This is a genomic window from Streptomyces puniciscabiei (assembly GCF_006715785.1).
Taxonomy (GTDB): Bacteria; Actinomycetota; Actinomycetes; order Streptomycetales; family Streptomycetaceae; genus Streptomyces; species Streptomyces puniciscabiei.
Genome location: NZ_VFNX01000004.1, coordinates 245,514 through 271,736, shown reverse-complemented (window position 1 = coordinate 271,736; position 26,223 = coordinate 245,514). Strand labels below are relative to the sequence as shown.

26 protein-coding genes and 1 pseudogene are annotated in these 26,223 nt (G+C 70.9%); 5 read left to right on the top strand and 22 right to left on the bottom strand.

What is annotated here, in order from left to right; genetic code table 11:
* Positions 1 to 29 precede the first annotated feature (29 nt).
* Positions 30 to 350, top strand: a complete 321-nt coding sequence (locus FB563_RS39190; protein WP_055709638.1) for a GYD domain-containing protein — start codon at positions 30 to 32, stop codon at positions 348 to 350.
* A 47-nt stretch (positions 351 to 397) separates the two neighbouring features.
* Here the strand turns inward: FB563_RS39190 and FB563_RS39185 are convergent, their stop codons facing one another.
* The 10 genes and pseudogenes from FB563_RS39185 to FB563_RS39140 all read right to left on the bottom strand — a co-directional run bounded on the left by FB563_RS39185 (position 398) and on the right by FB563_RS39140 (position 9,819).
* A complete protein-coding gene (locus FB563_RS39185; protein ID WP_055709639.1) occupies positions 398 to 694 on the bottom strand; it encodes a GYD domain-containing protein in 297 nt (98 codons plus the stop codon).
* A 145-nt stretch (positions 695 to 839) separates the two neighbouring features.
* Complete coding sequence (locus FB563_RS39180; RefSeq protein ID WP_055709640.1) at positions 840 to 2,075, bottom strand: RNA polymerase sigma factor; 1,236 nt, start codon at positions 2,073 to 2,075, stop codon at positions 840 to 842.
* On the bottom strand, positions 2,062 to 2,403 hold the full coding sequence (locus FB563_RS39175) for a YciI family protein (RefSeq protein ID WP_055709641.1): 342 nt from the start codon (positions 2,401 to 2,403) through the stop codon (positions 2,062 to 2,064). Before FB563_RS39175 ends, FB563_RS39180 begins: the two co-directional genes overlap by 14 nt.
* Before the next feature lie 90 nt (positions 2,404 to 2,493).
* Positions 2,494 to 3,777, bottom strand: a complete 1,284-nt coding sequence (locus FB563_RS39170; protein WP_055709642.1) for an FAD-dependent oxidoreductase — start codon at positions 3,775 to 3,777, stop codon at positions 2,494 to 2,496.
* 48 nt (positions 3,778 to 3,825) lie between these two features.
* Complete coding sequence (locus tag FB563_RS39165) at positions 3,826 to 4,506, bottom strand: flavin reductase family protein (protein ID WP_055709643.1); 681 nt, start codon at positions 4,504 to 4,506, stop codon at positions 3,826 to 3,828.
* Between the two features lie 66 nt (positions 4,507 to 4,572).
* Positions 4,573 to 5,574 carry a cytochrome c oxidase assembly protein gene (locus FB563_RS39160; RefSeq protein ID WP_142219232.1) on the bottom strand — a complete coding sequence of 334 codons (1,002 nt, stop codon included), beginning with the start codon at positions 5,572 to 5,574 and terminating at the stop codon, positions 4,573 to 4,575.
* A 177-nt stretch (positions 5,575 to 5,751) separates the two neighbouring features.
* Positions 5,752 to 6,405: pseudogene (locus FB563_RS45680) on the bottom strand (flavodoxin domain-containing protein); the annotation flags it as partial.
* A 236-nt stretch (positions 6,406 to 6,641) separates the two neighbouring features.
* Positions 6,642 to 7,241 (bottom strand): lamin tail domain-containing protein, encoded by a 600-nt coding sequence (locus FB563_RS39150; RefSeq protein ID WP_055710341.1) that lies wholly within the window; start codon positions 7,239 to 7,241, stop codon positions 6,642 to 6,644.
* A gap of 185 nt (positions 7,242 to 7,426) precedes the next feature.
* Positions 7,427 to 9,091 carry an alkaline phosphatase family protein gene (locus FB563_RS39145; RefSeq protein WP_055710339.1) on the bottom strand — a complete coding sequence of 555 codons (1,665 nt, stop codon included), beginning with the start codon at positions 9,089 to 9,091 and terminating at the stop codon, positions 7,427 to 7,429.
* 179 nt (positions 9,092 to 9,270) lie between these two features.
* Entirely contained in the window at positions 9,271 to 9,819 is a 549-nt protein-coding gene (locus tag FB563_RS39140) for a YciI family protein (protein WP_055710338.1), read from the bottom strand.
* A 24-nt stretch (positions 9,820 to 9,843) separates the two neighbouring features.
* On the opposite strand from FB563_RS39140, the gene FB563_RS39135 reads away from it, so the two are divergent.
* Positions 9,844 to 10,638 carry a PIG-L deacetylase family protein gene (locus tag FB563_RS39135; RefSeq protein ID WP_055710337.1) on the top strand — a complete coding sequence of 265 codons (795 nt, stop codon included), beginning with the start codon at positions 9,844 to 9,846 and terminating at the stop codon, positions 10,636 to 10,638.
* 14 nt (positions 10,639 to 10,652) lie between these two features.
* Here FB563_RS39135 and argS read toward each other — a convergent pair whose 3' ends face one another.
* The 3 genes from argS to htpG all read right to left on the bottom strand — a co-directional run bounded on the left by argS (position 10,653) and on the right by htpG (position 15,760).
* Positions 10,653 to 12,314, bottom strand: coding sequence for an arginine--tRNA ligase (gene argS / locus FB563_RS39130; protein WP_055710336.1), 1,662 nt, complete (start codon positions 12,312 to 12,314; stop codon positions 10,653 to 10,655).
* 105 nt (positions 12,315 to 12,419) lie between these two features.
* Positions 12,420 to 13,064 (bottom strand): helix-turn-helix transcriptional regulator, encoded by a 645-nt coding sequence (locus FB563_RS39125; RefSeq protein ID WP_199833040.1) that lies wholly within the window; start codon positions 13,062 to 13,064, stop codon positions 12,420 to 12,422.
* A 797-nt stretch (positions 13,065 to 13,861) separates the two neighbouring features.
* The gene (gene htpG / locus FB563_RS39115) at positions 13,862 to 15,760 is read right to left on the bottom strand and encodes a molecular chaperone HtpG (protein WP_055710334.1); all 1,899 of its coding nucleotides are present in this window, start codon (positions 15,758 to 15,760) and stop codon (positions 13,862 to 13,864) included.
* 247 nt (positions 15,761 to 16,007) lie between these two features.
* Here htpG and FB563_RS39110 point away from each other — a divergent pair, with 247 nt between their 5' ends.
* Positions 16,008 to 16,358: a DUF1330 domain-containing protein gene (locus FB563_RS39110; RefSeq protein WP_055710333.1), complete on the top strand. Its 351-nt coding sequence runs from the start codon at positions 16,008 to 16,010 to the stop codon at positions 16,356 to 16,358.
* A 78-nt stretch (positions 16,359 to 16,436) separates the two neighbouring features.
* On the opposite strand, the gene FB563_RS39105 is transcribed toward FB563_RS39110, so the two are convergent.
* Entirely contained in the window at positions 16,437 to 17,282 is an 846-nt protein-coding gene (locus FB563_RS39105; protein WP_142219227.1) for an SDR family oxidoreductase, read from the bottom strand.
* A gap of 111 nt (positions 17,283 to 17,393) precedes the next feature.
* Between FB563_RS39105 and FB563_RS39100 the strand changes: the two genes are divergently transcribed.
* Complete coding sequence (locus tag FB563_RS39100) at positions 17,394 to 18,011, top strand: TOPRIM nucleotidyl transferase/hydrolase domain-containing protein (RefSeq protein WP_055708190.1); 618 nt, start codon at positions 17,394 to 17,396, stop codon at positions 18,009 to 18,011.
* A 50-nt stretch (positions 18,012 to 18,061) separates the two neighbouring features.
* On the opposite strand, the gene FB563_RS39095 is transcribed toward FB563_RS39100, so the two are convergent.
* Both FB563_RS39095 and FB563_RS39090 read right to left on the bottom strand, forming a co-directional pair.
* Positions 18,062 to 18,622: a HEAT repeat domain-containing protein gene (locus tag FB563_RS39095; protein WP_055708238.1), complete on the bottom strand. Its 561-nt coding sequence runs from the start codon at positions 18,620 to 18,622 to the stop codon at positions 18,062 to 18,064.
* A gap of 314 nt (positions 18,623 to 18,936) precedes the next feature.
* Positions 18,937 to 19,368, bottom strand: coding sequence for an ester cyclase (locus FB563_RS39090; RefSeq protein WP_055708191.1), 432 nt, complete (start codon positions 19,366 to 19,368; stop codon positions 18,937 to 18,939).
* Between the two features lie 161 nt (positions 19,369 to 19,529).
* Between FB563_RS39090 and FB563_RS39085 the strand changes: the two genes are divergently transcribed.
* Positions 19,530 to 19,835, top strand: coding sequence for a GatB/YqeY domain-containing protein (locus FB563_RS39085; protein ID WP_055708192.1), 306 nt, complete (start codon positions 19,530 to 19,532; stop codon positions 19,833 to 19,835).
* A 702-nt stretch (positions 19,836 to 20,537) separates the two neighbouring features.
* Here FB563_RS39085 and FB563_RS39080 read toward each other — a convergent pair.
* The 6 genes from FB563_RS39080 to FB563_RS39055 all read right to left on the bottom strand — a co-directional run bounded on the left by FB563_RS39080 (position 20,538) and on the right by FB563_RS39055 (position 26,201).
* Positions 20,538 to 21,275, bottom strand: coding sequence for a DUF1345 domain-containing protein (locus tag FB563_RS39080; RefSeq protein ID WP_055708193.1), 738 nt, complete (start codon positions 21,273 to 21,275; stop codon positions 20,538 to 20,540).
* Between the two features lie 86 nt (positions 21,276 to 21,361).
* A complete protein-coding gene (locus tag FB563_RS39075; RefSeq protein ID WP_055708194.1) occupies positions 21,362 to 21,766 on the bottom strand; it encodes a GPR1/FUN34/YaaH family transporter in 405 nt (134 codons plus the stop codon).
* Between the two features lie 16 nt (positions 21,767 to 21,782).
* Complete coding sequence (locus tag FB563_RS39070; RefSeq protein WP_199832918.1) at positions 21,783 to 23,234, bottom strand: purine-cytosine permease family protein; 1,452 nt, start codon at positions 23,232 to 23,234, stop codon at positions 21,783 to 21,785.
* Positions 23,235 to 23,437: 203 nt separating this feature from the next.
* Positions 23,438 to 24,340, bottom strand: a complete 903-nt coding sequence (locus FB563_RS39065) for a polysaccharide deacetylase family protein (RefSeq protein WP_055708196.1) — start codon at positions 24,338 to 24,340, stop codon at positions 23,438 to 23,440.
* Positions 24,341 to 24,462: 122 nt separating this feature from the next.
* Positions 24,463 to 25,284: an ABC transporter permease gene (locus tag FB563_RS39060; RefSeq protein WP_055708197.1), complete on the bottom strand. Its 822-nt coding sequence runs from the start codon at positions 25,282 to 25,284 to the stop codon at positions 24,463 to 24,465.
* Positions 25,281 to 26,201, bottom strand: a complete 921-nt coding sequence (locus FB563_RS39055) for an ABC transporter ATP-binding protein (RefSeq protein ID WP_055708239.1) — start codon at positions 26,199 to 26,201, stop codon at positions 25,281 to 25,283. The genes FB563_RS39060 and FB563_RS39055 overlap by 4 nt, the downstream gene beginning before the upstream one ends.
* Positions 26,202 to 26,223: the final 22 nt, after the last annotated feature.

Genomic DNA, 26,223 nt, shown 5'->3' with positions numbered 1-26,223 from the left:
CCGGACACGTCATGTGCAGGAGCGCCCCCATGCCGAAGTTCCTCATCCAGGCCACCTACACGCCCGAGGGGACGAAGGGCTTGCTCAAGGAAGGCGCGAGCGGCCGCCGGGCCGCCGTCGACCACGTCGTCGCCGGCCTCGGCGGGACGGTCGAGGCCATGTACTTCGCCTTCGGAGAGGACGACCTCGTGTGCATCCTCGACTTCCCCGACCCGGTCTCCATGGCCGCCGTCAGCCTCAGCGTCAAGGCCAGCGGCGCGCTCCACACCCGGGCCACTCCGCTCCTCACCGTCGACGAGATCGACGAGGCTGCCCGCCGACAGGTCTCCTTCCGCGCTCCCGGCGCGTAGGCCGGCACGGACCGGCGGGGGCTTTCCAGACCCGTGCCGGCACGCCATCAGCCGGCCGCCTTGGCGACGATGCGCTCCATCTCCTCACGGCCGAAGGCCCGCAGAGTCGTGGAACGGACGTTGCCCACCCCACCGAGCTGCAGAAGTGCTGCAGCGGCCGTTTCGTCGTCGGGCGCCTCGACGATGGCCACGAGGTCGTAGGAACCGACGGTCCAGTAGATACTCAGGAGCTTTCCCCCGAGCTTCTGTACCGCTGAGTCGAAGGTCTCGGCTCGCTTCGCGGTGTCCTTGAAGTTTCGGACACCTTGATCAGTCCAGCTGAGCAAGGCGACGTACGTCGGCATGTTCTTCCACCTTCCCGAGGAGACACATCGCGAGGTCAAGCCTGGTCACCGGGGCCGGATTCCGCACGAGACACACACCCGAACGAGCAACGGGGCGCCCACCCGCAGCGGCGGCCGACGTCGCTCGCCGCGGCCCGCGTGGCGTCTACGGCGAAAGGCGGGTGGTCAGCAGCGAGCGTTCGGCGGGGTTGGCGGTGAGGCGGAGGGCCCGGCGGTCGGCCTCGGTGGCCTCCGCGTCACGGCCGAGCTCCCGCAGGAGTGCGGCGCGGGTGGCGTGGAACAAGTGGTAGCAGCCCAACTGCCCGGCCAGCGCCTCGACTTCGGCCAGTGCGGTGGCCGGTCCGGCGGTGTGACTGAGCACGACGGCCCGGTTCAGGCGTACCACCGGTGAGGGGTCGACGGCCAGCAGCATGTCGTAGAGGCGCAGCAGTTGGGGCCAGTCGGTCTCTTTCCAGCCAGGTGACTCGCAGTGCACGGCGGTGATGGCGGCCTCGATCTGGTACGGGCCCGGCCTGCCGAACCTGGCTGCCCGCTCGATGAGAGCGGTGGCACTGCGGATGCGCCGGGTGTCCCATCGCGTACGGTCCTGTTCGGCGAGCGGGATCAGCCGCCCCTCGGCGTCCAGGCGGGTGGGCCAGCGGGCCGCGTGCAGGCGGATGAGGGCGAGCAGGGCCAGGGGTTCCGGCTCCTGGGGCAGCGCGCCGGCGAGGAGGGCGGCGAGCCATTCGGCGTCGTCGACCAGTTCCCGCCGTACTCCCAGGTCTCCCCCGGTGGTGAAGCAGCCCTCGTTGAACACGAGGTAGACCACGCGCATGACCTGGGGAAGTCGCGCGGCGCGCTCCTCGGGCTCGGGCGCGCGGTAGGGGATGCCGACGGCGGCGATCTTCTGTTTGGCCCGGGTCACCCGCTTGGCGAGGGTGGCCTCGGGGACCATGAAGGCCCGGGCGATCTCGGCGGTGGTCAGGCCGACGACGGCGCGCAGGGTGAGCGCGACCTGTGCGTCCGGGTCCAGCGCCGGGTGGCAGCAGGTGAAGATGAGCCGGAGGCGGTCGTCGGGCTCGCGCTCGGCGGTCTCCGGCAGGGCCTCGATGCGGGCCGCGAGCTGCGGGAGCCGGTCCCGGAAGCGGGCCTCGCGGCGGATGCGGTCGAGGCCCTTGTTGCGCGCGCAGGTCAGCAGCCAGGCTCCGGGCCGGCGGGGCGGTCCGGTGTCCGGCCAGCGCCGCAGCGCCTCGACGACCGCCTCGCCGACCATTTCCTCGGCCAGGTCGAAGTCGCCCAGGAGACGGACCAGGCTGGCGGTCAGCCGGCCCGCCTCCTCGCGGAAGACCCGCTCGATCAGCGACCGGGTGTCCCGGGCGCCTGCCGGGTCAGCGCTCGACAATCGGTCGCACCTCCACCTTGCCGTCGGGCACCGGGAAGCTCGCCGCCAGTTTCAGGGCGGCGTCCAGGTCGGGCACCTCGACGATCGCGTACCCGCCGATCGCCTCCTTGGCCTCCAGCAGCGGGCGGTCGATCATGGTGGAGCGGCCCTGCTCGACCACGACCGTCGTGGCGGTCTCGGGTTCACGCAGCTGGTTCGCCTCGACGATCGTCCCGTCGGCGCGGTACTTCGTGAACCACTCCACGATCCCGCCGAAGACCTCTGCCCGCTCCTGGTCGGAGCCCTCCTCCTGCCAGGCGCCGCGGGTCAGCAGCAGTACGTACTTCATGGTGGCCTCCTCGGTGGTCCTGCCTGTGCGGCGTGTCTACCTTCACGACGAACGGGCCGACGCCGACAGGACAGGGACGTCCCGGCACTTTCAGTCCCGGCGTTTTCCAGGGGTGACCCCGGCCGCGGTGCCCGTCCGTGGCCGGCGGACGGCCGAGTCGGGCGGCCGTTCCCTGAGTGCGCCGTAGCCGATGAAGTACGCGGGCAGCCGGCGCATCCACCGCTTCTCGGCGAGCAGCCGTGCCACGCGCCGGGCCCTCTTCTCGCGCCCGAGGGGCGGCCGGCCCTCCAGGATCGGCGCGATGATGCGGGCGTGAGCCATCCGCTGGAGGGTCTGTGTGGCGACCGTGGCGGGACGGCGGCGGCGCTGCAGCCGGCGTACGTCGCGCGGGTCGACCCTGCCCCGGCGCAGTGGCTCGGTGAGGTAGCGGGCGGCGGCCACGGCGTCCTGGACCGCGAGGTTGATGCCGATGCCGAAGATCGGGGACATCGCGTGCGCGGCGTCGCCGATGCACAGCAGGCCGGGGCGGTGCCAGCGGCGCAGTCGGTCCAGGCGTACGTCGAGGAGCTTGACCTCGTCCCATGAGCGCAGGGCGTGCGCGCGGTCGCCGATCCAGGGGACGGCCGCCGTGAAGTCGGCCAGGAAGCGGTCGAGGCCGGCGGCGCGGCGCTGGGTGTCGGTGCCCTTGGGGATGAGGCCGGCGCACTGCCAGTAGTCGCCGCGGTCGATCATCGCGGTCAGGAAGCGGTCACCGGCGCTGCCGTAGAGCCCTTGCGGGTCGCTCTCCCGGCGCGGCAGCCGGAACCACCAGGCGTCCATAGGGCAGGGGAAGCGGCGCAGGCGCAGCTCCGGGCGGGTACGGGCCAGGGATCCGCGGCCGTCGCAGGCGACGGTGAGCAGGGCGCGCAGTTCGCCGGTGCGGCCGTCGGTGGTGCGGTAGCGCACCCCGTTGACCCGTCCGGACTCGATCAGGAAGCCGGTCGCCTCCGTGTTCGTCCGCAGTTCGAAGGACGGCTCACGCCGGGCCTCGTCCGCGAGCAGGTCCAGCAGGTCCCACTGGGGCACCATGGCCACGTAGTTGTAGGGACCCGGCAGGACCGAGAGGTCTCCGACCGTGACCGCCGCGCCGTCGGTTCCGACCGGCAGCCGGACGGTGCGGACCCGGCGTTGTGGCAGCTCGGCGAAGCGCCCGGCCAGGCCGAGCTCGTCCAGCAGCGCCAGGGTGGAGGGGTGGACGGTGTCGCCGCGGAAGTCGCGCAGGAAGTCGCCGTGCTTCTCCAGGACGGTCACCGGTACACCGGACCGGGCCAGCAGCAGGGCGAGCACCATGCCCGCGGGGCCGCCTCCCACGACGCAGCAGGTGGTCTGTTCCATGGCGGTCCTGCCCTTCACGAGACCATTGGTTCACCTGGTCCAACAAATTCACCGGTCGATGAATACTCTACTCCCGCCGACGGTTTCCGGCTTCCTGACGGGCGTTTCGGAGATGCCGCTGTGGCCGAGCTCGGGGCCGAGGCCGAAGTAGTGCCGGAAGTTGTAGATCAGCGGGCTCCAGGCGGCGGGCTCGATGTGCTGGGTTCCGGGGACCACCAGGCGCGGGTCGGCGTGCACCTTCAGCACCCGGGCCTCGACGATCAGGAAGTCCCCGGCGCTGTCGGTGCCCACCCGGGCGGCCCGCGCCTCCAGCTGGATCGGGCATTCGGCCACCCGCGGCGGCCGGACCGCGTGCGAGGGCTGGGCCCGGAAGCCGGCTGCCGTGAACTTGTCCGGTTCGTAACGGGCGTGGCGGGGTCCGTGCCCGGCCGCCGCGGGCCGGCCGGTGAGCTCGCCCAGGCACTCGACGGCCGCCCACTGCCGTGGTTCGGGCAGGCTGATGACCAGTTCCGGCCGGGCCGCCACGTTCGCGCCGGTCTGCCCCTGTCTGCCGAGCCCCAGCACCACCACCTGGCCGAGCGCCCAGGCCGACGAGACCGGCGCCAGGTTGAAGGTGCCGTCGGCGTTCTCGGTGGTCAGCAGCACCACGGGGGTGCCGAAGTAGAGAATGCTCGGTGTGATGGTCAGGTGGCCGCCGTCCTGCCCGGCCCGGTGCGGTGCGTTCTCCATGCGGCCGACCGTAGAACGCCGACGGTTCGGCGGGAGCCGAACCGTGCGGCCGCGATCATGGAAGGCTCACTTCTCCCGGTGCTGGCTCCTGATCCTCGCGGCCACCTCGTTCTGTTCGGTCTCCCACCAGGGGCGTACCCGTTCGGGGGCGGCCGCCTGAGCCTGGTCCGGGGAAGGCACCGCGACGCGGGCCAGTTCCGCGTCGAGGCGGCGGTCGAGGGCCGCGGTCTGCACCCGCTCCGCGCGCGCCCACTGGTACAGCAGCGCCAGCAGGAACGGCAGCGCGACCAGCTCGGCGATGCTGAGCATCGCGCCACCGCCGATCTGCTGGTCGTGCTGGACGTCCGGGGACCAGGCCGGCGCGTGGTGCAGGTACCAGGCGCCCGCGATCAGCGTGCTGTGCGTCATCACCACGATCCCCGGGACGGCGTCGACGATCCCGTCCAGGAACACCAGCGCCGCGCGCACCGGGTGGGTGCACCAGGCGGGCAGCGCCTCTTCATGGGTCAGCACCGGTACGACGAACAGACTGCCGGCCGCGAGCAGGTGCAGATACATCAGCTCGTGCAGCCAGCCCACGCGCAGGGCGGTCTCGAAGTACGGCGTGAAGTACACCGTCAGCTCGGTGCCGAGCACCAGAGCCGTACTGACCAGCGGAAACGTCAGCACCCGTACCAGGCGGCCGGTCATGGCCCGGCGCACTCGTCCCGCGGCGCCCTCCGGCAGGGCCTCGACGGCGAGCCGCAGCGGGTCACCGAGGGCGAGGCCCAGGGGTGCGACGAGGTCGAGCAGGATGTTCTGCACGGCGGCCGGCCAGAACAGCACATGGTCGTAGACGGCCAGGGCGGACATGGTGGCCACCACCAGAGCGCCCAGGCCGAGCAGCGCGAACGCGACGGCACGGGCGGGCGGCCAGGGCTCGCCGCGCCCGCGCAGCCGCGCGACGCCCCAGCCGTACAGGACGCCCAGGGCGATGACCAGCAGCAGCGCGGGGACGTCCAGGTGCCATGCGGACAGCAGACGTCCCGTGGTCAGCTCGGGGAGCTGGCCCGCCGACAGTTCGGTCATCGCGTGACCTTCCATGCAGATCGTCCTCCTTCGGCCCGACAGGGAAGAACCGGCTCGGATCCATGACGGGACGACGCTAGTCCCCCACGGCGCGAAGGCGGGCATCGGGGTGCTGCACGGCCGGGTGAAATCCGGGGCCCGGGCGGGACGCACGCTCGTACCGCCCGGCTCAGTACGCGTCACGGCGAGCCACTCCTTGACGAGGTCCGGCCGGTTGACGGGGTGGACGGCCAGGGCGTCCCCGGCCTCGTAGACCAGCGGGGTGTCGCTGTCGCGGGTGTCGAAGGTGAAGCGGCGGACTTCCTTGCCCGCGCCGGGCAGCTCAGCAGCCGGTTCCCGGCGAGGCGGGCGGTGACGGGCGTGGGACGGCGGCTCGGGCGGACAGCCGCGGGGGCTGCGGAGAGAGGGGGGGGCCGGGGCGAGCGCGGGCCCGTCGGCGCTCTGCAGCGCGGCGAGCACCCGGTCGAGCCAGGCTCCGGCCGCCGTCTCGTAGTCCGGTGCGCAGTCGGTGCGCGGGGCGAGCCGTATGGCGTCGAGTTCTGCCATGCGCCGGTCGAGGCGGCGGCCGTGCCCGCAGAAGTCGTCGTAGGAGGAGTCGCCGAAGGCGAGGACCGCGTAGCGCCCGCCCTTCAGGCGCGGGGCGGCGGCAGCCGCGAGGGTGTCCCAGAACCCGGCGCCGTTGTCCGGGGCGTCGCCGTCGCCGAAGGTGCTCGTGATGAGCAGCAGGTCGGCGTCGGACGGCAGCGCGGCGGGGTCCGCCTCCGCCATGGGCAGGAGGGAGGCGGGATGGCCGTCCGCGGTGAGCCGCTGAGCCGCCGCGCTCGCGAAGTCGGCGAACACGTCCCGGGTGACGACGAACTGCCGGGCCTGATCAGCGGGAGTTACGCCCGGCGCGCAGGGCTCGGGAGCGGGGTGTGAGCACGGAGCCGGCAGGATGCCGCCTCTCCCCGATGTCCGGTGCCGATGCCGGGCCGGGGACAGCCCCGGCCGGCGGGAAGCCGGCCGGGGCTGGATCCGTGCGGGTGGGCCGGCAGGAGCGCCCGGGGTGTGGGCCGCCGGCCGGCGGGTCAGTGGCGGTGGCCGCCGACGTGGTCGCCGTGGTTCTGGCCCGCGGTGTGGTGCAGGTGCTGGACGGCACCGTGGTGGCGGAGGCCGGCGTGGTGCCGTCCGGCCGCGTCACGGCGACCCGTGTCCACGGCACGGTGACTGCTGCCCCAGGCGAAGACACTGACGAGGCGGCCGCGCGCGTCGCGCAGGGTGGCGGTGTCGGTGTTGACGTCCCACACGCGCGTACGGCGGTCCTGGTACAGGTCGGTCCTGGTGTCCCGGCCGATCCCGGTGTGCACGCGGACGGTGGCCCGGCCCGCGAGCAGCACGTGGTGGAAGGTGTAGGTGTGGCCGTCCCGGTCGGACAGGGTCCAGTTGTCCAGGTTCATCGCCCGGCGGGTGCTGTTCGTGATGTCCACCCACTGCTTGTTCAGCGAACGGTTGGACCGGGCGTCCCGGCCCTGCCAGGCGTGCTGTACGCCGCTGATGTACACCTCCGCCTGGTGCGTACGGCCCGGCTGGTGTCCGGCGGCCGCGGCGGGGAGCGCCGCGGCGCCGACCAGGGCGGCGGCCACTGCAGCGACTGCGGTGATACGGCGGACGGGAGAAGAAGCGGACACAGGGTCCCCCTTCACGAGGTTGCGCGGGTCGGCGGCCGGTCGGCCGCACAGCCACACCCTGCAACCTTCGCCCGATTTTGCGGCGTTAACGCGCATGGCATTACGGATCCGGGAGGAATCCATAACTTTTACCGTAGTGGCCGTTTACATCCCGAATAGAGGGATTGACGCAGTATCAGCTGAGGTCAGCTCACGGGCAGGGCGCGGGTGTGTTCGATACGGACGGCCTCCAGGTCCCGCGGGTCGAAGCCCAGCAACCGCAGGATGGTCGGGGCGATCTGCGTGGTGTGCACCGGTCCGTTGACGCGTACGCCGCGCGGGGTGGCGGCGCCGGAGACGACGAGCGGGACGTCGAGGTCGTCGGCGTGGGCGCCCCCGTGCTCGGCTATCTTGCCCTTGCCGCCGGTGTAGACGACGCCGTACTGGGTGACGCCCACCAGGTCAGGGACGCGGGAGTCGCCCCGCCGGGCGTGGAAGTACCGGGCGGCGTCGGCACCCGCGTACAGGGTCTGCAGGCCGCTCGCGGTGAAGGGCCTGGCCTTGCCGTCGATGTCGTTGCCCGTGCCGGACCGGGCGAGCAGGTAGGCCTTGGCGAAGTCGGTGGCGGCCGGGGAACGGTCGGTGAGCCAGATCAGCATGGCGTCGTCGTCCACCGCGTGGGCGACCAGGTCGCCGGAGCCCGGGTGGGCCGCCTTCCAGGCGGAGTTGAGGCCGTCGAGCAGGGGGCCGTCGTCGATGCGGGTCAGCGCCGTGGGGTCGGTGGGCGACTGTCCGTGCTTGGCGGACAGGATGACGGTGGTGCTGTCGGCGAGGTGCCGCTTGCGGAGTTCGGCGAGGAAGGCGCCGACCTGCTGGTCCACGAAGTCCAGGTTCTTCACCACAAGCGGGCCGGGCACGCCCTTCGCCTGGTAACCGCCCGGCATTCCGTCGGAGTTGGGCAGCTTCTGGGCGGTCGAGACGGACTGGAAGTTCATGCCGAAGACCGCGGGGGTGCCGACCTCGTGGGTACGACTGTGGTCGTAGCCGTCGATCTCGTTGAGCACGGCTTGGGCCTTGTACCCGTCGTACTGCTCGGTCGCGGCGTTGTCCTTCGTCCAGTCACCCGCGGTGTAGCCGATGGCCTTGCTGTTGATCTCGGGCGTGAACAGGTCCTGGATGCCCTTGCCGGACGGGCCGTTCAGGATGTCGTAGGCGGCGTGCTTGTCGGACCACGCGGTGCGCAGTCCGGCCGTGCGGGCCACGTCGAAGACGGTGTTCACGCGCAGGTAGGAGTGCGGGTAGAGCGGTCTGCACGTCTTCGGGTCGACCGGGAGCTTCGCCGGGTCGATGAGGGTGGTGGGGTCACCGGTCATCTGCAGGATGCTGCCGGGCAGGCCGGTCAGGCCCTGGCCTGCGTCGAGGGAGTCCTGGTTCTTGTCGAGGTCCTCGGTGAGGTCGACCTCGGCACCGGGCTTGGCGCCGGTGCACTTGGTCGTGCCGGCCGGCAGGAGGGCGGAGCTGTAGGTGTCGTCGTAGTAGACGCCGGTGGTGCCCGGGTCACCGCCCGTGAGCTGGCCGACCATACCGGGGAAGGAGTCGGAGGGGTTGGTGGTCGCCGCGTGGGTGTACTGCACGCCGGCGGCCGTGAGCCGGGCCAGCGCCGAACGGGGGTGGCGGGCGATGTACCAGGCGAGGTCGGACTGGTGCAGCCCGTCGACGGACAGCAGCAGCACATGCCGGGCCGCCGGGTGCGGGTGGGCGGACGCGTGCGCCGGGCCGGGCGCGGCCGCGGCGGTGAGCGCGCCGACCGCGGCCAGGGCGGCCGCGGCCGCCGTGACGGAGCGTGCTGGGTGGGCCGGGCGTCGGGACATGGCTTCTCCTCGGAATGTGTCGAGCCGGCGAGTGGGTGCGGGTCGTGCACCGACATCCGAGAGCCGGAACATGTACGCAAGCGGACCGTCACACCGCGTTCAGCCAAAGAAACGCATCGAGACGGGCAAAGACTTCCGCCTCCAGACAGCCGGTCAGGCCGCAGTGGACGCGCGAGAGATCACTGGCGTCCGCCGAACCGCCAGTCGTGGACCTCGATGTCGGCATACCGGTCCACGGTCAGCACGGCCCGTGCCGCGTCCGGGTCCGGTGCCCGGACCAGTGCTGCCGTACCCAGCCAGGTGGTGGCGTCGTCGGACAGCAGCGGCCCGTATGCGATCAGCTCGTTCCGGTCCGGGGGCACGGCGAGGTCGGCGGCCTGTCCCTGGCCGAGGCCGAGCACGAGGTACCGTCGGCCGCCGGTGCGCCCTCCGGGGAAGTCCCACATGGTGCGCCCCAGCATGTTGCGCCATCGACGCAGCAGCACGTCTCGGTACACACCGGCCTGGTAGCCGGGCTCGTCGAAGGCGAACGCGCGGGCGGCGGCGGGATCCGGCAGGTCGACGATGTGCACGCTGCCGGTGGGTACTTCGCCGTCAGCGGTGAGGGTCGGACCGCGGGCGATCATCTCTTCGCCGAAGCGGTCCATGTAGGACCAGTGCGCTTCCAGCAGCTCCATGCGCCGCGCCAGGGAGTCTCGCCGATCGCGGTGGTAGCAGAAGAATTCCATGCGTGCAGTCTCCAGAATGGGTCCATGGCAACCATGCTGGCCTTTCACGCCCATCCCGACGACGAGGTGTTCCTGACGGGAGGCACGCTCGCGCGAGCCGCCGCCGAGGGACATCGTGTGGTGATCGTGGTCGCCACGGACGGGCTCATGGACGCGGTGCCGGAGGGCGGGGCGCCACGGCTGGACGAGCTCCGGGCGAGTGCGGCCGTGCTGGGCGTGCAGCGTGTGGCGCATCTGGGGTATGCGGACAGCGGCCACGGGGCGGTGCTGTATCCGGATCCGCCGGACCGGGCACGTTTCGTGCGGGTGGATCCGGAGGAGGCGGCCGAGCGGCTGGCCGCCGTCCTCCGCGAGGAAGAGGTGAACCTGCTGCTCAGCTACGACGCACGGGGCGGTTACGGCCACCGCGACCACGTCAGGGTGCACGAGGTCGGCAGGCGTGCCGCCGAACTCGCCGGGGTGCCGCGCGTTCTGGAGGCGACCATCCCGCGCGATGTGGTGGCGCGCCTGGTGACACTGGTGCGCATGCTGAGGATCCCATGGCGGTACGACACGGATGTGTGGCGCACGGCCTACAGCTCGCGCGCGGCCATCACCCACACCGTGGACGTACGCCGGTTCGCGGCCCGGAAACAGGCGGCGCTCGCCGCTCATCGTTCGCAGGTGTCGGGCCCGGGCCGCCTTGCTCCCGTGATGAGGGTGCTGACCCGGATCCCGGCCCCTGTCTTCGGGTGGCTGCTCGGCCGGGAGTGGTTCGTCGAGGCACATGCGACGGCACCGGCCGACGTCGTCACCGACATCTTCCAACCGGTCTCCTAGCGTCTGCCGGGCGCTCACATCCGTTCCGGTGCGGAGACGCCGAGCAGGTGCAGCCCGTTGCGCAGCACCAGTCTGCCGGCTTCCGTCAGCCACAGCCGTGCCCGGGTACGGTCGTCCGGGGTCTCGCCGGCCCGCGGCAGGACCCGGCAGGCGTCGTAGAAGCGGTGGTACGTGCCGGCGAGTGCCTCCAGGTAGTGCGCCACCCGGTGTGGCTCGCGCAGCGTGGCCGCGGTGGTCACGACCTGCGGGAACTCGGCCAGCGTGGCCAGCAGGTCCACCTCCCGTCCGTGGGTGAGCAGCGCGGGGTCGAAGTCCTCCGGCGCGCCCTTGTCGATCCCGGCTTGCCTCGCCTTGCGCAGGACGGAGCAGGGCCGGGTGTGCGCGTACTGGACGTAGTAGACCGGGTTGTCGTTCGACTGCCGGGTCAGCAGGTCGATGTCGAGGTCGATCATCGAGTCCACGCCGGCCCGCGCCAGCGCGTACCGCGCGGCGTCGACGCCGACCGCCTCGGTCAGGTCGTCCAGGGTGAGGACCGTACCCGCCCGCTTGCTCATCCGCACCGGCCTGCCGTCCTTGACCAGGTTGACCAGTTGGCCGATCAGGATCTCCAGATGCCGGTCCGGGTCGTCGCCGAAACACGCCGCCATGGCCCGCATCCGGCCGACGTAGCCGACGTGGTCGGCGCCGAGCATGATGACGACCCGTTCGAAGCCGCGGGAGCGTTTGTTCAGGTAGTAGGCGCAGTCCGCGGTGAAGTACGTCCAGGAGCCGTCGCTCTTCACCAGGACCCGGTCCTTGTCGTCGCCGAAGTCCGTGGTGCGCAGCCAGAGCGCGCCGTCGGCTTCGTAGACATGGCCGCCGCCCCGCAGCCGGGTGACGGCGGCGTCCAGGTCTCCCCGGTCGTGCAGGTCCTTCTCGTTGAAGTAGGTGTCGAAGCGGGTGCCGAACGCGGCGAGCGAGGTCTTGATCTCCTCGAACATCAGCTCCGTGCCCACCGCCCGGAACACAGCGGCGGACTCGCTCTCCGGCAGGTCGAGGGCGCCGGGGTGGTGCCGCAGCACGGCGTTCGCGATCTCCTCGATGTACGCGCCGCTGTAGCCGTCCTCGGGAACCGGCAAGCCCCGTGCGGCGGCGAGCAGGGAGCGGACGAAGCGGTCGATCTGTACGCCGGCGTCGTTGAAGTAGTACTCCCGCGACACCTCGGCGCCCGCGGCCTCGAGCAGCCGGGCGAGGACGTCGCCCACGACCGCCCAGCGGGCTCCGCCGATGTGCACCGGGCCGGTGGGGTTGGCGGAGACGAACTCCAGGTTGAGCCGCAGGCCGGCCAGCCTGTCGGTGCGGCCGTAGGCGTCCTCGGCCAGGACGATGTCCCGTGCCAGGGCGCCGATCGCCGCGGTCTCCAGCGTGATGTTGAGGAAACCGGGGCCCGCGACCTCGGTCTTCGCGACTCCGGCGGCCGCGCTCACCAGCGGTGCCAGTGCCTCGGCGACGGCGCGGGCGGGCAGGCCCGCGGAACGGGCGAGCTGCAGGGCGACATTGGTCGAGTAGTCGCCGTGGGCGCGGTGCCGGGGGCGCTCCACGCGGATCTCCTCGGGCACCTCCGCCGAGATGTGTCCGGACTGGATGGCCGTGCGGATGCCGTCGGAGATGACGGCCGCGAGATCTGCTGGAGTCATGCGGCCGACGCTAGCGGAGCCGACGATGCCGCCGACATCCGTTTTTCCGGCTGCTGGTGGTCACCGGCCGAACGAAGCCCGCTCGGCACCGTCCAGGAGAATTCCTCAACCACCGTGCTGCTTCGCGTAGTTGTAGACGGTCGCCCGGGACACACCCAGCAGGTCCGCGATGGTCTGTGCGGCATCGCGCGAGTCGAAGTAGCCGTCCCGCTGCAACTGCCGTACGAGCGCCTTCTTGTCCTCCCGGCTCAGCGAGCGGGGAGTCGCGGCGCGCTCCGCGGCACGCGCCTCGACCGCCTGACGCAGTTCGCGGGCGGTGCGGTCCCGCAGGGTCTCCAGGGGCTGTTCGCGGTGCTCGGTGTCCGTGGCCACCAGGTTGGACAGAGTGAGGGTCACCGGTGACAGCACGGACACGTCCAGGTTCAGGCAGAGAGCCGCGATGTACTCCCCCGCGGTGTTCCTGATACCGATGGACGTGCTCTTCGCGGGGCGGCCGTCGGGGAACTGATTGGGGTAGTTCTGGATGACGCTGGGGTAGTCCGGGTCCTCGATGCGCGCCAGGCCCAGCTCCGTCGCCGAGTCGCCGACGCGACGGCCGGAGAGGTTGTTCTCGATCGCCCGGATCGCATGCTCGGGATCCCGCAGGTCGTGCAGCACCACCTCGCACAGCCCCGGGAACATGCGTCCCAACGCCACGGCGATCTTCTCGGCCTCACGGATGAGGTGCTCGTCAGCCTCCGCCGCTTGCATGGGAAGCCTCTCCATGAGCTCTTGGACCGATTTTCCATCTCTGGATGCTCAGTCTAGGCGAGGCTTCCTGTTTGTCCAGCGGGTGGCGGCAGGTGTCGGCCGGCACGTTGATCGTCCGTGCCATCAGCACCCGCAATGGGGCCGGCGCCAGGACTTCCGCCTCCGCGCCGGGACCCGGTTCACGGCGGCGCTGCTGCTGGTCCTCGTGGTGGTGACCAACGGATGCGGTCTGCGGTCTCCGGCCGGCTCCACCTCGTGCTGGGCGTGCTGCTCGTGACGCTGTTGCGGACCGCGCTGCCGCACGCGCCCGGGCCGGCCGTGGCCGCCGCTCCGCAGCTCGCCCTCGGCACCATGAACGCCCACTTCACCGGAGCGGCCGAACTGGGCGCCGCACTCGCACGCGAGCGGCGCGCTGCCTGCCTCGCTCGACCAGGGCGGCGGCGTCGGCGAGGTGCCACGCCGCAGCCTGGCGGTCGTGACGGGGCTCTCGGGCCTCGTCACCCTGGCCGCCACCGCGGTCGCCGGCGTGGGCCCACAGCCGCTCGTGCTGCTCACCACGGGGTCCTTCGTGGCCGTGTACGCCCTCGGTACGGCTCCTGCCCCGGGGCAGCCCGTCGTACCGCTGCGCGCTCCTCGGCCTCGTCACTTCGTCGGTACCAGGCTCACGTTGGGCCGCCGACGCCACCCGCAGTGCCTGCTCGACGGAGTCACAGGGGGGCTGACGGCCCGGCGCAAAGGCAGCCGGCGGTCTGGCCCGCGCCGTACGGGACAGGCCGCCGGTGTCTGGCGGTGCTGGGTTACAGCGCGCGTTCCAGGCGGTCCGCCATCAGCTTCACGAAGCGGGCGGGGTCCTTGGGCTGGCCGCCCTCGGCGAGCACCGCGAGCCCGTGCAGGAGTTCCGCGGTCTCGGTGAGTCCGGTGCGGTCCTCGCGCTCCTGGTACGCCTGATTGAGGCCCTTCACCAGCGGGTGGCCCGGGTTGAGCTCAAGGATCCGCTTGGCGCGCGGCACCTCCTGGCCCATCGCGCGGTACATGTTCTCCAGCGCCGGGGTCAGGTCGTTCGCGTCGGAGACGACACAGGCCGGAGAGACGGTGAGACGGGAGGACAGGCGCACCTCCTTGATGTCCTCGTCCAGCTGTTCCTTCATCCAGCCCAGCAGTCCGGCGTAGTCCTCGTTCCGCTTCTCCCGCTCGCCCTCGGAGGTGTCCTCGTCCTTGGCGTCGAGGTCGATCTGCCCCTTGGCGACGGACCGCAGCTTCTTGCCCTCGTACTCGCCGACGGCGTCCGCCCACACCTCGTCGACGGGGTCGGTGAGCAGCAGCACCTCGATGCCCCGGTCCCGGAAGGCCTCCATGTGCGGGGAGTTCTCGATGCTCTGCCGGGACTCGCCGGTGAGGTAGTAGATGTCCTCCTGGCCGTCCTTCATCCGCTCCACGTAGCTCTTGAGCGTGGTCGGCTCGGTGTCGTCGTGCGTGCTGGCGAACGAGGCAAGGGCGAGGATGGCGTCGCGGTTCTCCGGATCGGTGACCAGCCCCTCCTTCAGGACGGTGCCGAACTCCCGCCAGAACGTGGTGTATCGGTCCCGGTCCTTCGCCATCATGTCCTTGACCGTGGACAGGACCTTCTTCGTCAGCCGGCGCCGCATCATCTCGATGTGGCGGTCCTGCTGGAGGATCTCGCGGGACACGTTGAGCGAGAGGTCGGCCGCGTCGACGACACCCTTGACGAAGCGGAGGTACGGCGGCAGCAACGCCTCGCAGTCGTCCATGATGAAGACGCGCCTGACGTACAACTGCACTCCGCGCCGGAAGTCCCGCGTGAACAGGTCGTGCGGGGCATGCGCGGGGAGGAACAGCAGGGCCTGGAACTCGAAGGTGCCCTCCGCCTGCAGCCGGATCGTCTCCAGCGGGTCGCGCCAGTCGTGCGCGATGTGCTTGTACAGCTCGTGGTACTCGTCGTCGGACACCTCGTCCCGCGACCGCGCCCACAGCGCCTTCATCGAGTTCAGCGTCTCGGGTTCGCGCGGCTCGTCACCCTCGCCCTGCTCCGGGACCATCCGGATGGGCCAGGTGATGAAGTCCGAGTAGCGCTTGACGATCTCCCTGATCTTCCACGGGGAGGTGTAGTCGTGGAGCTGGTTCTCCGGGTCGGCCGGCTTGAGGTGGAGGGTGACCGAGGTGCCCTGCGGCGCGTCCTCGACCGGCTCCAGCGTGTACGTGTCCTCGCCGCGCGACGTCCAGCGGGTGCCGTGGGTCTCGCCGGCGCGCCGGGTGACCAGGGTGACCTCGTCCGCCACCATGAAGCCGGAGTAGAACCCGACGCCGAACTGGCCGATGAGCCCCTCCGCGCCCGCCGCGTCCTTGGCCTCCCGCAGCTCCTGGAGGAACTTCGCGGTGCCGGAGTTGGCGATGGTGCCGATGAGCTGCCCGACCTCGTCGTACGACATCCCGATGCCGTTGTCCCGCACGGTGAGGGTGCGGGCGTCCTTGTCGATGTCGATCTCGATGTGCAGATCGGACACGTCGGCGTCCAGCGAGTCGTCCCGCAGCTTCTCCAGACGCAGCTTGTCCAGCGCGTCGGAGGCGTTGGAGACGAGCTCACGCAGGAAGACATCCTTGTTGGAGTAGACCGAGTGGATCATCAGCTGCAGCAGCTGACGGGCCTCCACCTGAAACTCGAGCGTTTCAGTCGGCATGTTCGCGCATTCCTCCCAGATGTGGTCGCCGAAACTGCTGTCAGCCACTGTAAAACACCATGTCAGGGCGATGGCCGGATACGGCGGCGGTGGCTGGGGACGCCTGCGGTGGCCGGATTCAGCCCCGGCCGGCCCGGATCGGTTCCGCGCCTTGATCACCCGGCGATTACCCGGCAGGTCATCGACCGCGGCGCGCGCCGACGGCAGGATCGTGCACAGCACAGCAGCCGACCGAACGGAGGACACCATGACCGCCTACGCGATCGCGCACCTGCGGGAAGCCGCTCCGCACCCGGAGATCGCCGAGTACATCGCCCGCATCACCGCCACCTTCGAACCGTACGGCGGCCGGTTCCTCGTACACGGCGATCCGCACGAGGTGAAGGAGGGCGCATGGCCCGGGCACGTCGTCGTGATCGGCTTCCCGTCGATCTCCCAGGCACGCGCCTGGTGGGACTCGGAGGCGTACCAGGCCATCGCGCCGCTGCGCGCCCGGCACATCGAGGGGGACATCATCCTGGTTCCGGGCGTGCGCGAGGACTACGACGCGACCGTCACGGCACGGAAGATGCTGGAGGCCCTTCCCGCCTCCCGCTGATCCGGCGGGGCCCGCCCGGCCCTCGGCCTCACCGCGCCCGTCCGCCTTCCCTTCGGGAGTCATCCTTCCCTGCAGGAGTCAGCAGAAGTGGTCGCGGTTACCGCGTACGAATTCGGCGAACCCGAGTGCCGCACGGCCGGTGAGGTCGGGCACGGTCGAACTGACCGCCTCGGCACCGCCGTCACGGTACGCGCGGGCCACCCCGATCAGAGCGTCGGCGTGGAACTCCGCAATGCCGCGACGCAGCATGACCGCGCGCGTTTCGTCGTCGGGCAGGCCGACATGGCGCACCGGCCTGCCGAGGACGCGGGAGAACTCCTGTGCGGCTTCGGCATAGGTCAGCGCCTCGGGCCCGGTGAGATCGTGGACGCGACCGTCGTGGCCCTCGGTGGTGAGCACGCGCGCGGCGACCCGGGCGATGTCGCCGACGTCGATGAAGCTGATGGGTGCGTTGATCAGCGGCAGGCTGAACTCCCCCGCGGCGCGGATCGAGGGCAGGCGCAGAAAGTTCTGCAGGTAGAAGTTGGGCCGCAGGATCGTCCAGGGCAGCCCCGAGGCCACCAGTGCCTGTTCCACGGGCCGATGGAGCCGGGCAATCGGCGTCAGTCCCTCGTCGGCCCGCCAGACCGACAGCTTGACCACGCGGGCACCCACCGCACGGGCCGCCTGCACCATGTTGAGTTCCTGCGTCGTCTGGTCGGGGCCCGTGGCGCCGACGAGAAACACGGTGTCGATGCCGTCGAGTGCCGGTGCGAGCGTCTCCGGGACCGCCAGGTCAAGCGTCACCGCGTGACGGCCCGACTCGATCACCCGGGCCGTCGTCCGTGGATCACGGTAGGCCGCCCGGGCGGGCACGCCGTCGGTGGCGAGGTGGGCGAGCAGAGCGCTGCCGACGTTCCCGCTCGCACCGGTCACCAGAATCATCGTCACGTCCTCAGGTCGGTCGTTCGGGTCCGCGGCGACGTCCTCGCCGCCGGAAAAGCTCCCACTGGAAATTCCCTACCACGGTGGCTGGAAAGGGCAGAGACTCAACTCATGGCTGACATGGGGTCGTTCCGGGAAGCGGTCGTCGCATGGGCGGGCGGTGGCCCCGGCGACCCCGCGCGCGAGCTCGCCGCGCGACTGGACGTACGGGCCGCCGTCCTGCTCGAAGGGCTGAGCGACGTCGCGGCGGTCGACGCGCTGGCCGCACGCCGCGACCGGAATCTGGCGGCCGAAGGCGTCTGCGTCCTGCCGATCGGCGGTGCGATGAGCGTAGGGCGCTTCGCCCGGCTCCTCGGGGCGCCCGGCCTGGGCCTGCGCCTCACAGGGCTGTGCGACGAGGCGGAGCGTGGCTACTACGCCCGCGCCTTGGTCGGGGCCGGAGCAGCACAGCACGGATTCTTCGTCTGTGCGGCGGATCTGGAGGACGAGCTCATCCGCGCGCTGGGCGTGACACGGGTGCAGGAGCTCGTCCGGGCGGAGGGCGAACTGCGGGCTTTGCAGACCTTCTTGCGCCAGCCCGCGCAGCAGGGCCGCACCGCGCACCAGCAGTTGCGGCGCTTCCTCGGCACGAAGAAGGGGCGCAAGATCCGGTACGGCCGCGTCCTCGTCGAGGCACTGGCCCCCGATCGCGTGCCCGCTCCACTCGACGGCCTGCTGACCAGTCTCTGACCGCGGGGAAACGCCGATGGCGGCGGAAGAAGCCCGGCCGAGCACGTGGGTCACTCGGGGTGATGGGCCGACGTCGCCGGGCCGCGTCGCCGCCGTTCGTGGATCGGTCCTCCCGGTGCGTACCAGCCCGCCTTCTTCCGTACGGCAGGACTCGGGTCGTTGGCCCGGGACTCCTGCAAGGCAGCGGCGGCGCGTGCGTCGGCGCGCGCGAACTTGCCGACCAGCTCGGCGGCCATGGCCCGGACGTGGGGGTCGGGATCCGCGGCCAGGTGGTGCAGCGCGGGTTCGAGGACCCGGTCCGGACCCGGCGCACAGGCGTCACCCCTGCACCGGTCGCAGGCCAGGGCATGGAACGCGGCGATCCTGACGCGGGCGTCGGGGTCGTCGGCCATGGCGACGAGTTCGCCCATCGAGTCGGTGTCGACCAGGTGGTCGAGAAGCCTGCAGCAGCCCTCCCTGACGGCGGGACTCGCGTCGCGCAGGCCGGCCCGGATGGCGCTCACCGCCCGGTCCCCGCGTCTGAGCAGCTCGCGGTATGCGGCGGTGGTGCGTTGCGGGTCGCCCAGGCATGAGACGAGGGCTTCGCTGTCGGTCCTGACGAATCCGAGCATGGTCTCAGTGTCGGTGTGCGCGGCGAATCCCGGCAAAGGGATTTCCGCTCCCGTCAGGGAGGCCATGCCCCGCACCATGCTCGCGTGATCGAAGGCATCCGCACCGACCACCCCCCTTTGTCCGCTTTCCCGATGGCAGCGAGCCGCCGCTGTCCCAGGCCGTCGAGGTCAGCGACCTGTGTTCACGTCCGGTCAGGGCCCGCTCGACCCCGTCACGCACGAGATCCCGGACGACCGTCGTCTCCCGTCTCGTGCGCGAGGCGTGCGTGTCGAGTTCGACGGTGTGGCTGCCCTGGTGCGGTAGCGCAGCGGCCTTATGAGACGGCCCCGAGCTGGCGCAGTTGTGAGAAGACGTCGACCACGCCCCAGATCTCGGCGATCCGGCCGCCCTCGAAACGGAAGACGAAGATCTCGCCGTAGGTGACGGACCTGCCGGTCGGCGGCATCCCCCGATACTCGCCCCGGTGGGTCCCGGTCACCGTGTTCCTGGCCACGACCTTGTCCCCCTCGGCGATCACATCCTCTACCGTGACGTGAACGTCCGGAAACGCCTGAAGCAGCACCGCCCACACCTGCTTGAGGGCCCGCGCTCCCGTCATCCCCATCGGGACCGGTGCGTGGAACAGCACGTCGGGCGCCACGAGCTCATCGATCGTCTCCGAGATGATCTCCAGGTCTCTGGTGCTCAGAGCCTCGTGAAAACGTGTGGCGGTCGCCTTGTTACGAGTTGCCTCATCGGTTGGCATACGACTTCTCCTCCGCTCTCGCTGCTGACTGCACCTATGACCGAGCAACCCACCAGGATGTGACACGTCCGCCGGATATTCCGTTGAGACCCCCGGGGGCGGACCATAGGGTCGCCGGTATGTCTCTGCGCCTTCATATGCGTCAGGCCCTGCGAGAAGCGATGCGTGCGCGCGACAAGGTCGCGGTGAGCGCCTTGCGTTCCACGCTCGCCGCGGTGGACAACGCCGAGGCGGTACCGGTCGGCGCGGCCGAGCTGCGCGGCTCGGCCGTCGAAGAGGTGCCGCTCGGCGTCGGCGCCACCGAGGCTCCCCGGCGTGAGCTGAGCGAACAGCACATCACCGACATCGTGCGAGCCGAAGCCGATGAACGGCTCGCGCTCGCGGAGCAGTTCACGGCGCCCGCTCAGGCCGACCGGGCTTCTCAGCTCCGCGCGGAGGCCGCCGTCCTGCTCCGGCTCCTCGACTGATCCGGCGGCGGATCGCCTCGTCGAGGAGGTGACGGCTCCAGCGGCATTCGTCTCGGCCCGCGTCTCAAGTCGGTCGTCAAACCCTCGCACAGCCCGGCGGCAGGCTGACGCCCCGCTCGCCGACCGGTACGACCGGACTGCCGGCGACAGCCGGGCCAGGACCCCGGCCCGGCGGGAGGTCGCGCGGCGTGGTCAGGACAGGCCGCGGTGGGCCCCACGTCGACCTCGAGGGTCTCGTACTTGTGGTTGATCAGCTGAGATCCCGGCCAGGAGTTCCAGGGCCCGGAGAGCCGGAAGCGGGCCGTCGCGGCCCACCCGGCCGGCGGGACTGCCGCCGTCGCACGACTCCGAGACTGGGCCGCGCGGTTCCGTGTGGGGGCGGGGCGCCGCCCTCGCGGCCGACGCGCTCCACACCTGCCAGGCGGACCACGCGTGGGGGACTCAGCTCCATGCAGACCCGCACCTCATAGGAGATGTGGGCGACCCCTCCTCGACCCCAGCAGGCGCGGGGACGACCTCGGAAGCACGGCGCTCCCCGCTCTCCCGGTGAACGGCCGCGTGGACGAGACCCAGCCCGCCGCGTCCCGGCTTCCCCTGAACGACCCACGCCCCGAGCCGCGCCCGGCATCACTCCCCCGCACGTCCGGCTCATCGACCGCTTCGCTCCGATTCAGGCGAAGCACCGGTGGTGTCCGAGGCCGGTCACTTCAGGATGTTGACCGCTCGGGCGACCACGAGGGCCACGGTCACCAGGGACACCGATGACTGGAGCATCATCAGCATCTTGGACCAGCGGGACAGCGGCATGACGTCGGTCGGGCTGAAGGCGGTGGCGTTGGTGAAGGAGAGGTAGAAGTAGTCCAGGAACGCCGGTTCCCAGTCCGGCGGGGCCAGTTCCGGGCTCTGCATCTGCACGAAGAGGAAATCGGGGAACTGGTGCTGCCCCTGGACCCGGGCCATGGGGCCGCCGCGGTCCCACTCCCAGTACCACAGGGCGAACACGATGACGTTGGTCACCCAGATGACCCCACCGGTCAGCAGGAGCGGGACCGCACTGTCTCCCCCTTTGCCGCTCACCAGGTCCCCCACGAGCCGCAGCGCCGCCCAGCCGTTGGCCAGGCTGATGACGCAGGTCAGGGCCAGACCCAGGTACCGCAGCAGGCGGGTACGGGGCTCCACGCGCCGGGGGTTGGCCGCGATCAGTCCGGCCAGCAGCACCAGTTCCAGGGCGGGCAGGGCCCAGACCGTCCGGAGGAGGATGAGGCGGTGCGGCAGGATCAGCTGCAGGGCGACGGCGGCCAGGATCACCGCCGTCACCGTCCAGCGCGGCTCACCGCGGGTCGCCCGGCGCCAGGCGGGGATCAGTTCGCGTTCGCCGCTCTCCAGCAGCCACTCGATCCTGGCCAGTCGGCTCCGGGCGTCAGCCATGTCGTCGTTCATGACGAGGATTGTCCCGGCCGCGTGTGCGTCGGCGGGAGCCGGGACTCCGGTGAGTCGCTCGGGCTCGTCGCCGTCCCGTGGAGTCCTCAGGCCGGCCGCTCCTCCCGTGCCGGTCGGACCGCGCCAGTCCGGCGCGGGCCCACGCGCAGCAGGGTGCGGCCGTGTGTGTCGTTGATGACGGTCGCCGCCGCTGCGTACCAGGCGGCGGGTCCCGCGAGGGTGCCGAACCACCCGCCGACCTGGGTGATGGCATGCGGCTGCGCGCCGGTAAGGAAGGCGCCGATGGCCAGGAGCAGGTAGGTGAGCGTGAGCAGGAACAGACCGAGCGCGTTGTGCGTGTTCCCGGCGAGTAGCAGGCGCGGCGCGATCCATGAGGAGGACAGCCAGAAGGCGGCGTACGAGCGGAACGCGGCGAGACCCAGCACCGGCACGACGGCGCCGGCCTCCTTCAGCAGGTTGGTGTTGATGTCCGAGAGCAGCAAAACGGTCACGGCGAAGCCGGCCCGGTCAGGGTTCGCGGTGCTCGTGGGCCGCCTGCTCCAGCGCCTCCGCCTCGGCCTGGGCGATGCGTGTCTCGGCGGCCACGTCGATCGAGCGGGTCAGCCACCAGTACAGCAGCGCGGCGACCGGAAGGCCGATGAACAACGAGATGTCGGCTCCGCCGAGCGCCTTGGCGGCGGGCCCCACGTACAGGGTGCCGACGGAGAAGAACGGGATCATGACGGCGAAGCCGACCAGGTAGGAGATGATGCCGTGCCAGCCCCAACGGCCGTAGATGCCATGGGGGTTGAAGATCTCCGCGATCGCGTAGTGGCCGCGGCGCACGACGTAGTAGTCCATGAGGTTCACCGCGGTCCACGGGATGAACAGGTAGAGCACCAGCAGCAGGAAGTTGTTGAAGTTCTCGAGGAAGTTGGAGGTCGCGGCCAGTGCGCCGACCAGGGAGAGGGCCGCGGTCAGTCCGATGGTCAGCAGGCGTACGCCCAGTGTCGGCCGCACCCGCTTGAACGAGTCGATGCCGCTGATCAGGGTCAGCGAACCGCCGTACATGTTCAGCGCGGTGACGGACACCAGGCCCAGGGCGGCGAAGAGCAGCACGATCGCGCCGAAGCCGTCGAACACCTTGTCACCGGCCGCGTTGATCGACTTGATCGTCTCGAAGTCCTTGCCGGCCCAGGCGGCGAGCAGCGTGCCGAGGACCATCAGCCAGATGCCGCCGAGCGCGGAGCCGAAGTACGTCCAGTAGAAGGTCTTGCGGACCGTCACGTCCGGCGGGAGGTAGCGCGAGTAGTCGGAGACGTAGATGGCCCAGCTGATCTGGTAGCCGGCGACCACACCGAACTGGGCGAGGAACGGCGTCCACTTGAAGGCGCCGAGGTCGAAGGAGCCCGCAGGATAGTGCAGGGTGACGAGGACACCGACGGTGAAGATCCCGAAGACGACCAGGAAGGTGTACGTCAGGACCCGCTCGGCCTTGTGGATGATGTCGTAGCCCACCAGCGCGATGACGAGCGCCACGACGGTGACCACGACCACCCACAGTTTGACGCTGCCGTGCAGGGTGGTGTGCAGTGAGTCGGCGGCGAGGATGCTGTTGAAGACGTTGAAGCCCGCGTACTGCACATAGGCGAAGAGCCACACCAGGAGGGCGCCGACATAGCCGAACTGGGGCCGCGACTGGATCATCTGCGGCAGACCCAGCTGGGGTCCCTGAGCCGAGTGGAAGGCCATGAAGAAGGTGCCGAGGACGGTGCCGGCGACGATGGCCAGCAGGGACCAGATGAGGTTGCCGCCCTCGGTGATGCTGATGAGTCCCACGGCCAGGGTCGCGATCTGGGCGTTGGACATGAACCACAGCGGGCCCAGGTGCCAGAGCTTGCCGTGCCGCTCGTCCAGGGGGACGTAGTCGATGGACCGGACCTCGAGGCCGGACACCCTTGGCTCTGCTGATGTGCTCATGACGTCTCCCGGCGGCCGGTCTGTCTGTGGGACACATTGTGATCCGTTGCGGACCCGGTGACGAGTGGTGGGACATGGACAGCAGAGGTTGTGTACGGCAGCAGGGCCGATGTGGTCCGCCGGTCACTGCGCTCGCCCTCTTCACGATGACGGTGCGCTACGCCAGGTCACGTTCGGTACGGCGGCCCGCTCCCGGGTGGACGTCAAGTCCGGTGCAGGGCGTCCGAGAGGCGGACGAAGCGGTGGCCGGTGGCCAGCAGGTGCGGGACGGCGCTCGCGATGCCCCGTGCGGTGCCGCCCTCGGGGTGGTTCATGTGGCACAGGACCACGGCACCGGCCCGCGCCGAGGCGACGGTGGCGTGGACCTGCTCGGCGGTGAAGGTGGCGCCGCCGTCACCGTTGACGGAGAAGCTGACGAAACGTTCCCCGAGGTCGGTGACGATGCGCGCCGCGACATCGTCGCAGTACGCGGTGCCGGACCGGAAGAAGCGCGGCGGCGCGCCGAGCAGGCGGGTCAGCTTGTCCCGGTTCCCCGCGATCTCGTCGTACACCTCACCGGCGCCACGGGTACCGGGGATGCCGTACGCGGAGCGGCCGGTGACGGACAGCGGGCGGTGCCGGGTGCCGTGGTTGGCGATCTCGAACAGCGGGTCGGCGGCCAGCCGGTGGAACTCCGCCGGGTTGGCGTCGATCCAGCGGGAATTGAGGAACAGGGTCGCCGGAACGTGCCGTGCGCGGAGGAAATCGACCAGCGCCCGGTCGTAACCGCTGCCGCCCGGGCCGCCGCACGCGTCGAAGGTCAGCGCGATGTCGCGTGTCGTGTGCGGCAGGGAGTGGACCACACCCGGGGCGTCGAAACCCCAGGTGTGCGGCACGCTGCGCCCGTAGCGGGTCACGATCTCCGCGCGGGTCACGGGAGGCTGTGCGGTGGAGGCCGTGGCCGAGGGGAGGGCCGTCGGGGCCGGCGTGGCCGACTCGCCCGTGCCCGTCCCCGCCGGGCCGGACGAGGAGGCGGCCGAGGCGCCGCCGCCGTTCTTCGTGCCCGTGCAGCCGACGAGCAGTCCGCCCGCCATGACGGCCAGCACGGCACGGCGACCAGCCGTCATCCGTTCCTCCGCACCTGATCGAGGGCCGCCACCGTCGGCAGCCACCCACCGACGGCAACGGTATGCAGCGGACCGCGCGTGACCGTGAAGACACCGGTAAGAGATCATCGAGAATCCGGCGTTCACACGTCCCGCTTCCCGATGACGAGTACGGCGGCGGCGACGGCGATCAGCGGCCACAGCGCGTACACGGCCCAGGAACCGGGGACCGTGGCGCTGAACATGGGGGCGTCGGGGTCCGGTGCCCAGTTCTGGACCAGGCGGTGCCAGGCGCTGACGACCATGAGGTGGTTGACGTCGGCGGACCACCGCTTGGTCTGTGAGAAGACCGTGGGCAGCATCAGCAGCGTGAAGGCGGTGGTGGCCATCGTCGCCGCGCCGTGCCTGATCAGCACGCCCAGGCCCAGCCCGGTCAGTGCGCAGACGGGGCCCAGCAGGGCGGACACCACCAGGGCCCGCGACACACCGGGGTGCGTGATCGGGACTCCCGCGTGCCGGCCGTCCAGGATGGCCTGGGAGACGAGGAAGGAGCCGGTGGCGACGGCCGTGCCCACGACGGTCCACAGGGCGGCGGTGACGGTCGCCTTGGCCAGGACCACCTGGCCTCGGGCCGGTACGGCCACGGTGGTGGTGCGGATCAGGCCGCTGCTGTACTCGCTGACGACCGTGATGGCGCCGACGCTGCCGGCGACGAGCATCAGCGTCATGTAGCCGGGCGGCGGAAACGCGTCGAAGGGAAGGAAGTCGGCGGGCCGGTGCGCAGGCGGGCCGGCGGCAGCCAGGTTGCGGTAGTCCGCGAGTGCCGCCACGGCGGCGGAGCCGATCACGAACAGGCCGGCGAGTGCGATCGTCCACCAAGTGGAGCGCAGGGACCGCGTTTTGATCCACTCGGCGGCGACCAGGTCACCGAAGCGGACGGGCGAGGGCGTGCTGAGTGTGGTCATCGGGGCTGTCCTGCCAGGTATTCGACGCTGTCGGCGGTGAGTTCCATGAACGCCTCCTCCAGCGAGGGCGTTTTCGTGGTCAGCTCGTCGAGCGGGATCCGGTGTTGCAGGGCGAGTGCTCCGATCCGGTCGGCCGGCACCCCGGTCACGGAGAGCCTCCCGGCGCCCGCCGGGCCCTGTGGTTGCACCGATGCGCCGGCGGCGGTCAGTACGGCCGCCAACTCCGCGGCCAGCGTGCTGCCCACCACGACACTGCGGCGCGTACCGCGGGCGGCGAAGTCCTCCAGCGACTCGGCGGCGATGAGCCGGCCCCGTCCGATGACGACCAGTTCGTCGGCGGTGTTCTCCATCTCCGCCATCAGATGGCTGGAGAGGAGGACCGTACGTCCCTCGGCGGCCAGTCGGCGGAACAGGTGCCGTGCCCAGAGAACGCCTTCCGGGTCCATGCCGTTGATCGGCTCGTCGAACAGCAGCACCGGCGGATCGCCGAGCAGGGCGGCGGCGATGCCGAGGCGTTGCTTCATCCCCAGCGAGAAGCCGCCGATGCGCCGCCTCGCGACCTCCGCCAGCCCGACCTCCTGCAGCACCTCCTCGACCCGCCGCAGCGGGATGCCGTTGCTGCGGGCCAGGGCGGACAGGTGGGCCGTCGCGCTGCGTCCGCCGTGCACCTGGCCGGCGTCCAGGAGTGCCCCGGCGTGCCGCAGGCCACGCGGGTGGCCGCGGAAGTCGGCCCTGCCGACCGTGGCGGAGCCGCCGGTGGGTGTGTCGAGGCCGAGGATCAGCCTCAGCGTGGTGGTCTTGCCGGCTCCGTTGGGGCCGAGGAAGCCGGTGACCTGTCCCGGCCGCACGGTGAAGGTCAGTCGGTCGACGGCCGTCCTGTCGCCGTAGCGCTTGGTGAGTTCGTTGACTTCGATCACGGTGACCACGATGACGGGCGAG

Excerpts from the sequence above, each read along its gene's own strand:
- FB563_RS39135 (WP_055710337.1), top strand. The coding sequence starts at position 9,844 with ATGGCAACCATGCTGGCCTTTCACGCCCATCCCGACGACGAGGTGTTC.
- FB563_RS39095 (WP_055708238.1), bottom strand. The coding sequence starts at position 18,622 with ATGCTCGGATTCGTCAGGACCGACAGCGAAGCCCTCGTCTCATGCCTG.
- argS (WP_055710336.1), bottom strand. The coding sequence starts at position 12,314 with ATGACTCCAGCAGATCTCGCGGCCGTCATCTCCGACGGCATCCGCACG.
- FB563_RS39110 (WP_055710333.1), top strand. The coding sequence starts at position 16,008 with ATGACCGCCTACGCGATCGCGCACCTGCGGGAAGCCGCTCCGCACCCG.
- FB563_RS39100 (WP_055708190.1), top strand. The coding sequence starts at position 17,394 with ATGGCTGACATGGGGTCGTTCCGGGAAGCGGTCGTCGCATGGGCGGGC.
- FB563_RS39185 (WP_055709639.1), bottom strand. The coding sequence starts at position 694 with ATGCCGACGTACGTCGCCTTGCTCAGCTGGACTGATCAAGGTGTCCGA.
- FB563_RS39165 (WP_055709643.1), bottom strand. The coding sequence starts at position 4,506 with ATGGAGAACGCACCGCACCGGGCCGGGCAGGACGGCGGCCACCTGACC.
- FB563_RS39170 (WP_055709642.1), bottom strand. The coding sequence starts at position 3,777 with ATGGAACAGACCACCTGCTGCGTCGTGGGAGGCGGCCCCGCGGGCATG.
- htpG (WP_055710334.1), bottom strand. The coding sequence starts at position 15,760 with ATGCCGACTGAAACGCTCGAGTTTCAGGTGGAGGCCCGTCAGCTGCTG.
- FB563_RS39125 (WP_199833040.1), bottom strand. The coding sequence starts at position 13,064 with ATGCAAGCGGCGGAGGCTGACGAGCACCTCATCCGTGAGGCCGAGAAG.
- FB563_RS39090 (WP_055708191.1), bottom strand. The coding sequence starts at position 19,368 with ATGCCAACCGATGAGGCAACTCGTAACAAGGCGACCGCCACACGTTTT.
- FB563_RS39145 (WP_055710339.1), bottom strand. The coding sequence starts at position 9,091 with ATGTCCCGACGCCCGGCCCACCCAGCACGCTCCGTCACGGCGGCCGCG.
- FB563_RS39190 (WP_055709638.1), top strand. The coding sequence starts at position 30 with ATGCCGAAGTTCCTCATCCAGGCCACCTACACGCCCGAGGGGACGAAG.
- FB563_RS39060 (WP_055708197.1), bottom strand. The coding sequence starts at position 25,284 with ATGACCACACTCAGCACGCCCTCGCCCGTCCGCTTCGGTGACCTGGTC.
- FB563_RS39080 (WP_055708193.1), bottom strand. The coding sequence starts at position 21,275 with ATGAACGACGACATGGCTGACGCCCGGAGCCGACTGGCCAGGATCGAG.
- FB563_RS39070 (WP_199832918.1), bottom strand. The coding sequence starts at position 23,234 with ATGAGCACATCAGCAGAGCCAAGGGTGTCCGGCCTCGAGGTCCGGTCC.
- FB563_RS39085 (WP_055708192.1), top strand. The coding sequence starts at position 19,530 with ATGCGTGCGCGCGACAAGGTCGCGGTGAGCGCCTTGCGTTCCACGCTC.
- FB563_RS39140 (WP_055710338.1), bottom strand. The coding sequence starts at position 9,819 with ATGGAATTCTTCTGCTACCACCGCGATCGGCGAGACTCCCTGGCGCGG.
- FB563_RS39175 (WP_055709641.1), bottom strand. The coding sequence starts at position 2,403 with ATGAAGTACGTACTGCTGCTGACCCGCGGCGCCTGGCAGGAGGAGGGC.
- FB563_RS39105 (WP_142219227.1), bottom strand. The coding sequence starts at position 17,282 with ATGATTCTGGTGACCGGTGCGAGCGGGAACGTCGGCAGCGCTCTGCTC.
- FB563_RS39065 (WP_055708196.1), bottom strand. The coding sequence starts at position 24,340 with ATGACGGCTGGTCGCCGTGCCGTGCTGGCCGTCATGGCGGGCGGACTG.
- FB563_RS39160 (WP_142219232.1), bottom strand. The coding sequence starts at position 5,574 with ATGACCGAACTGTCGGCGGGCCAGCTCCCCGAGCTGACCACGGGACGT.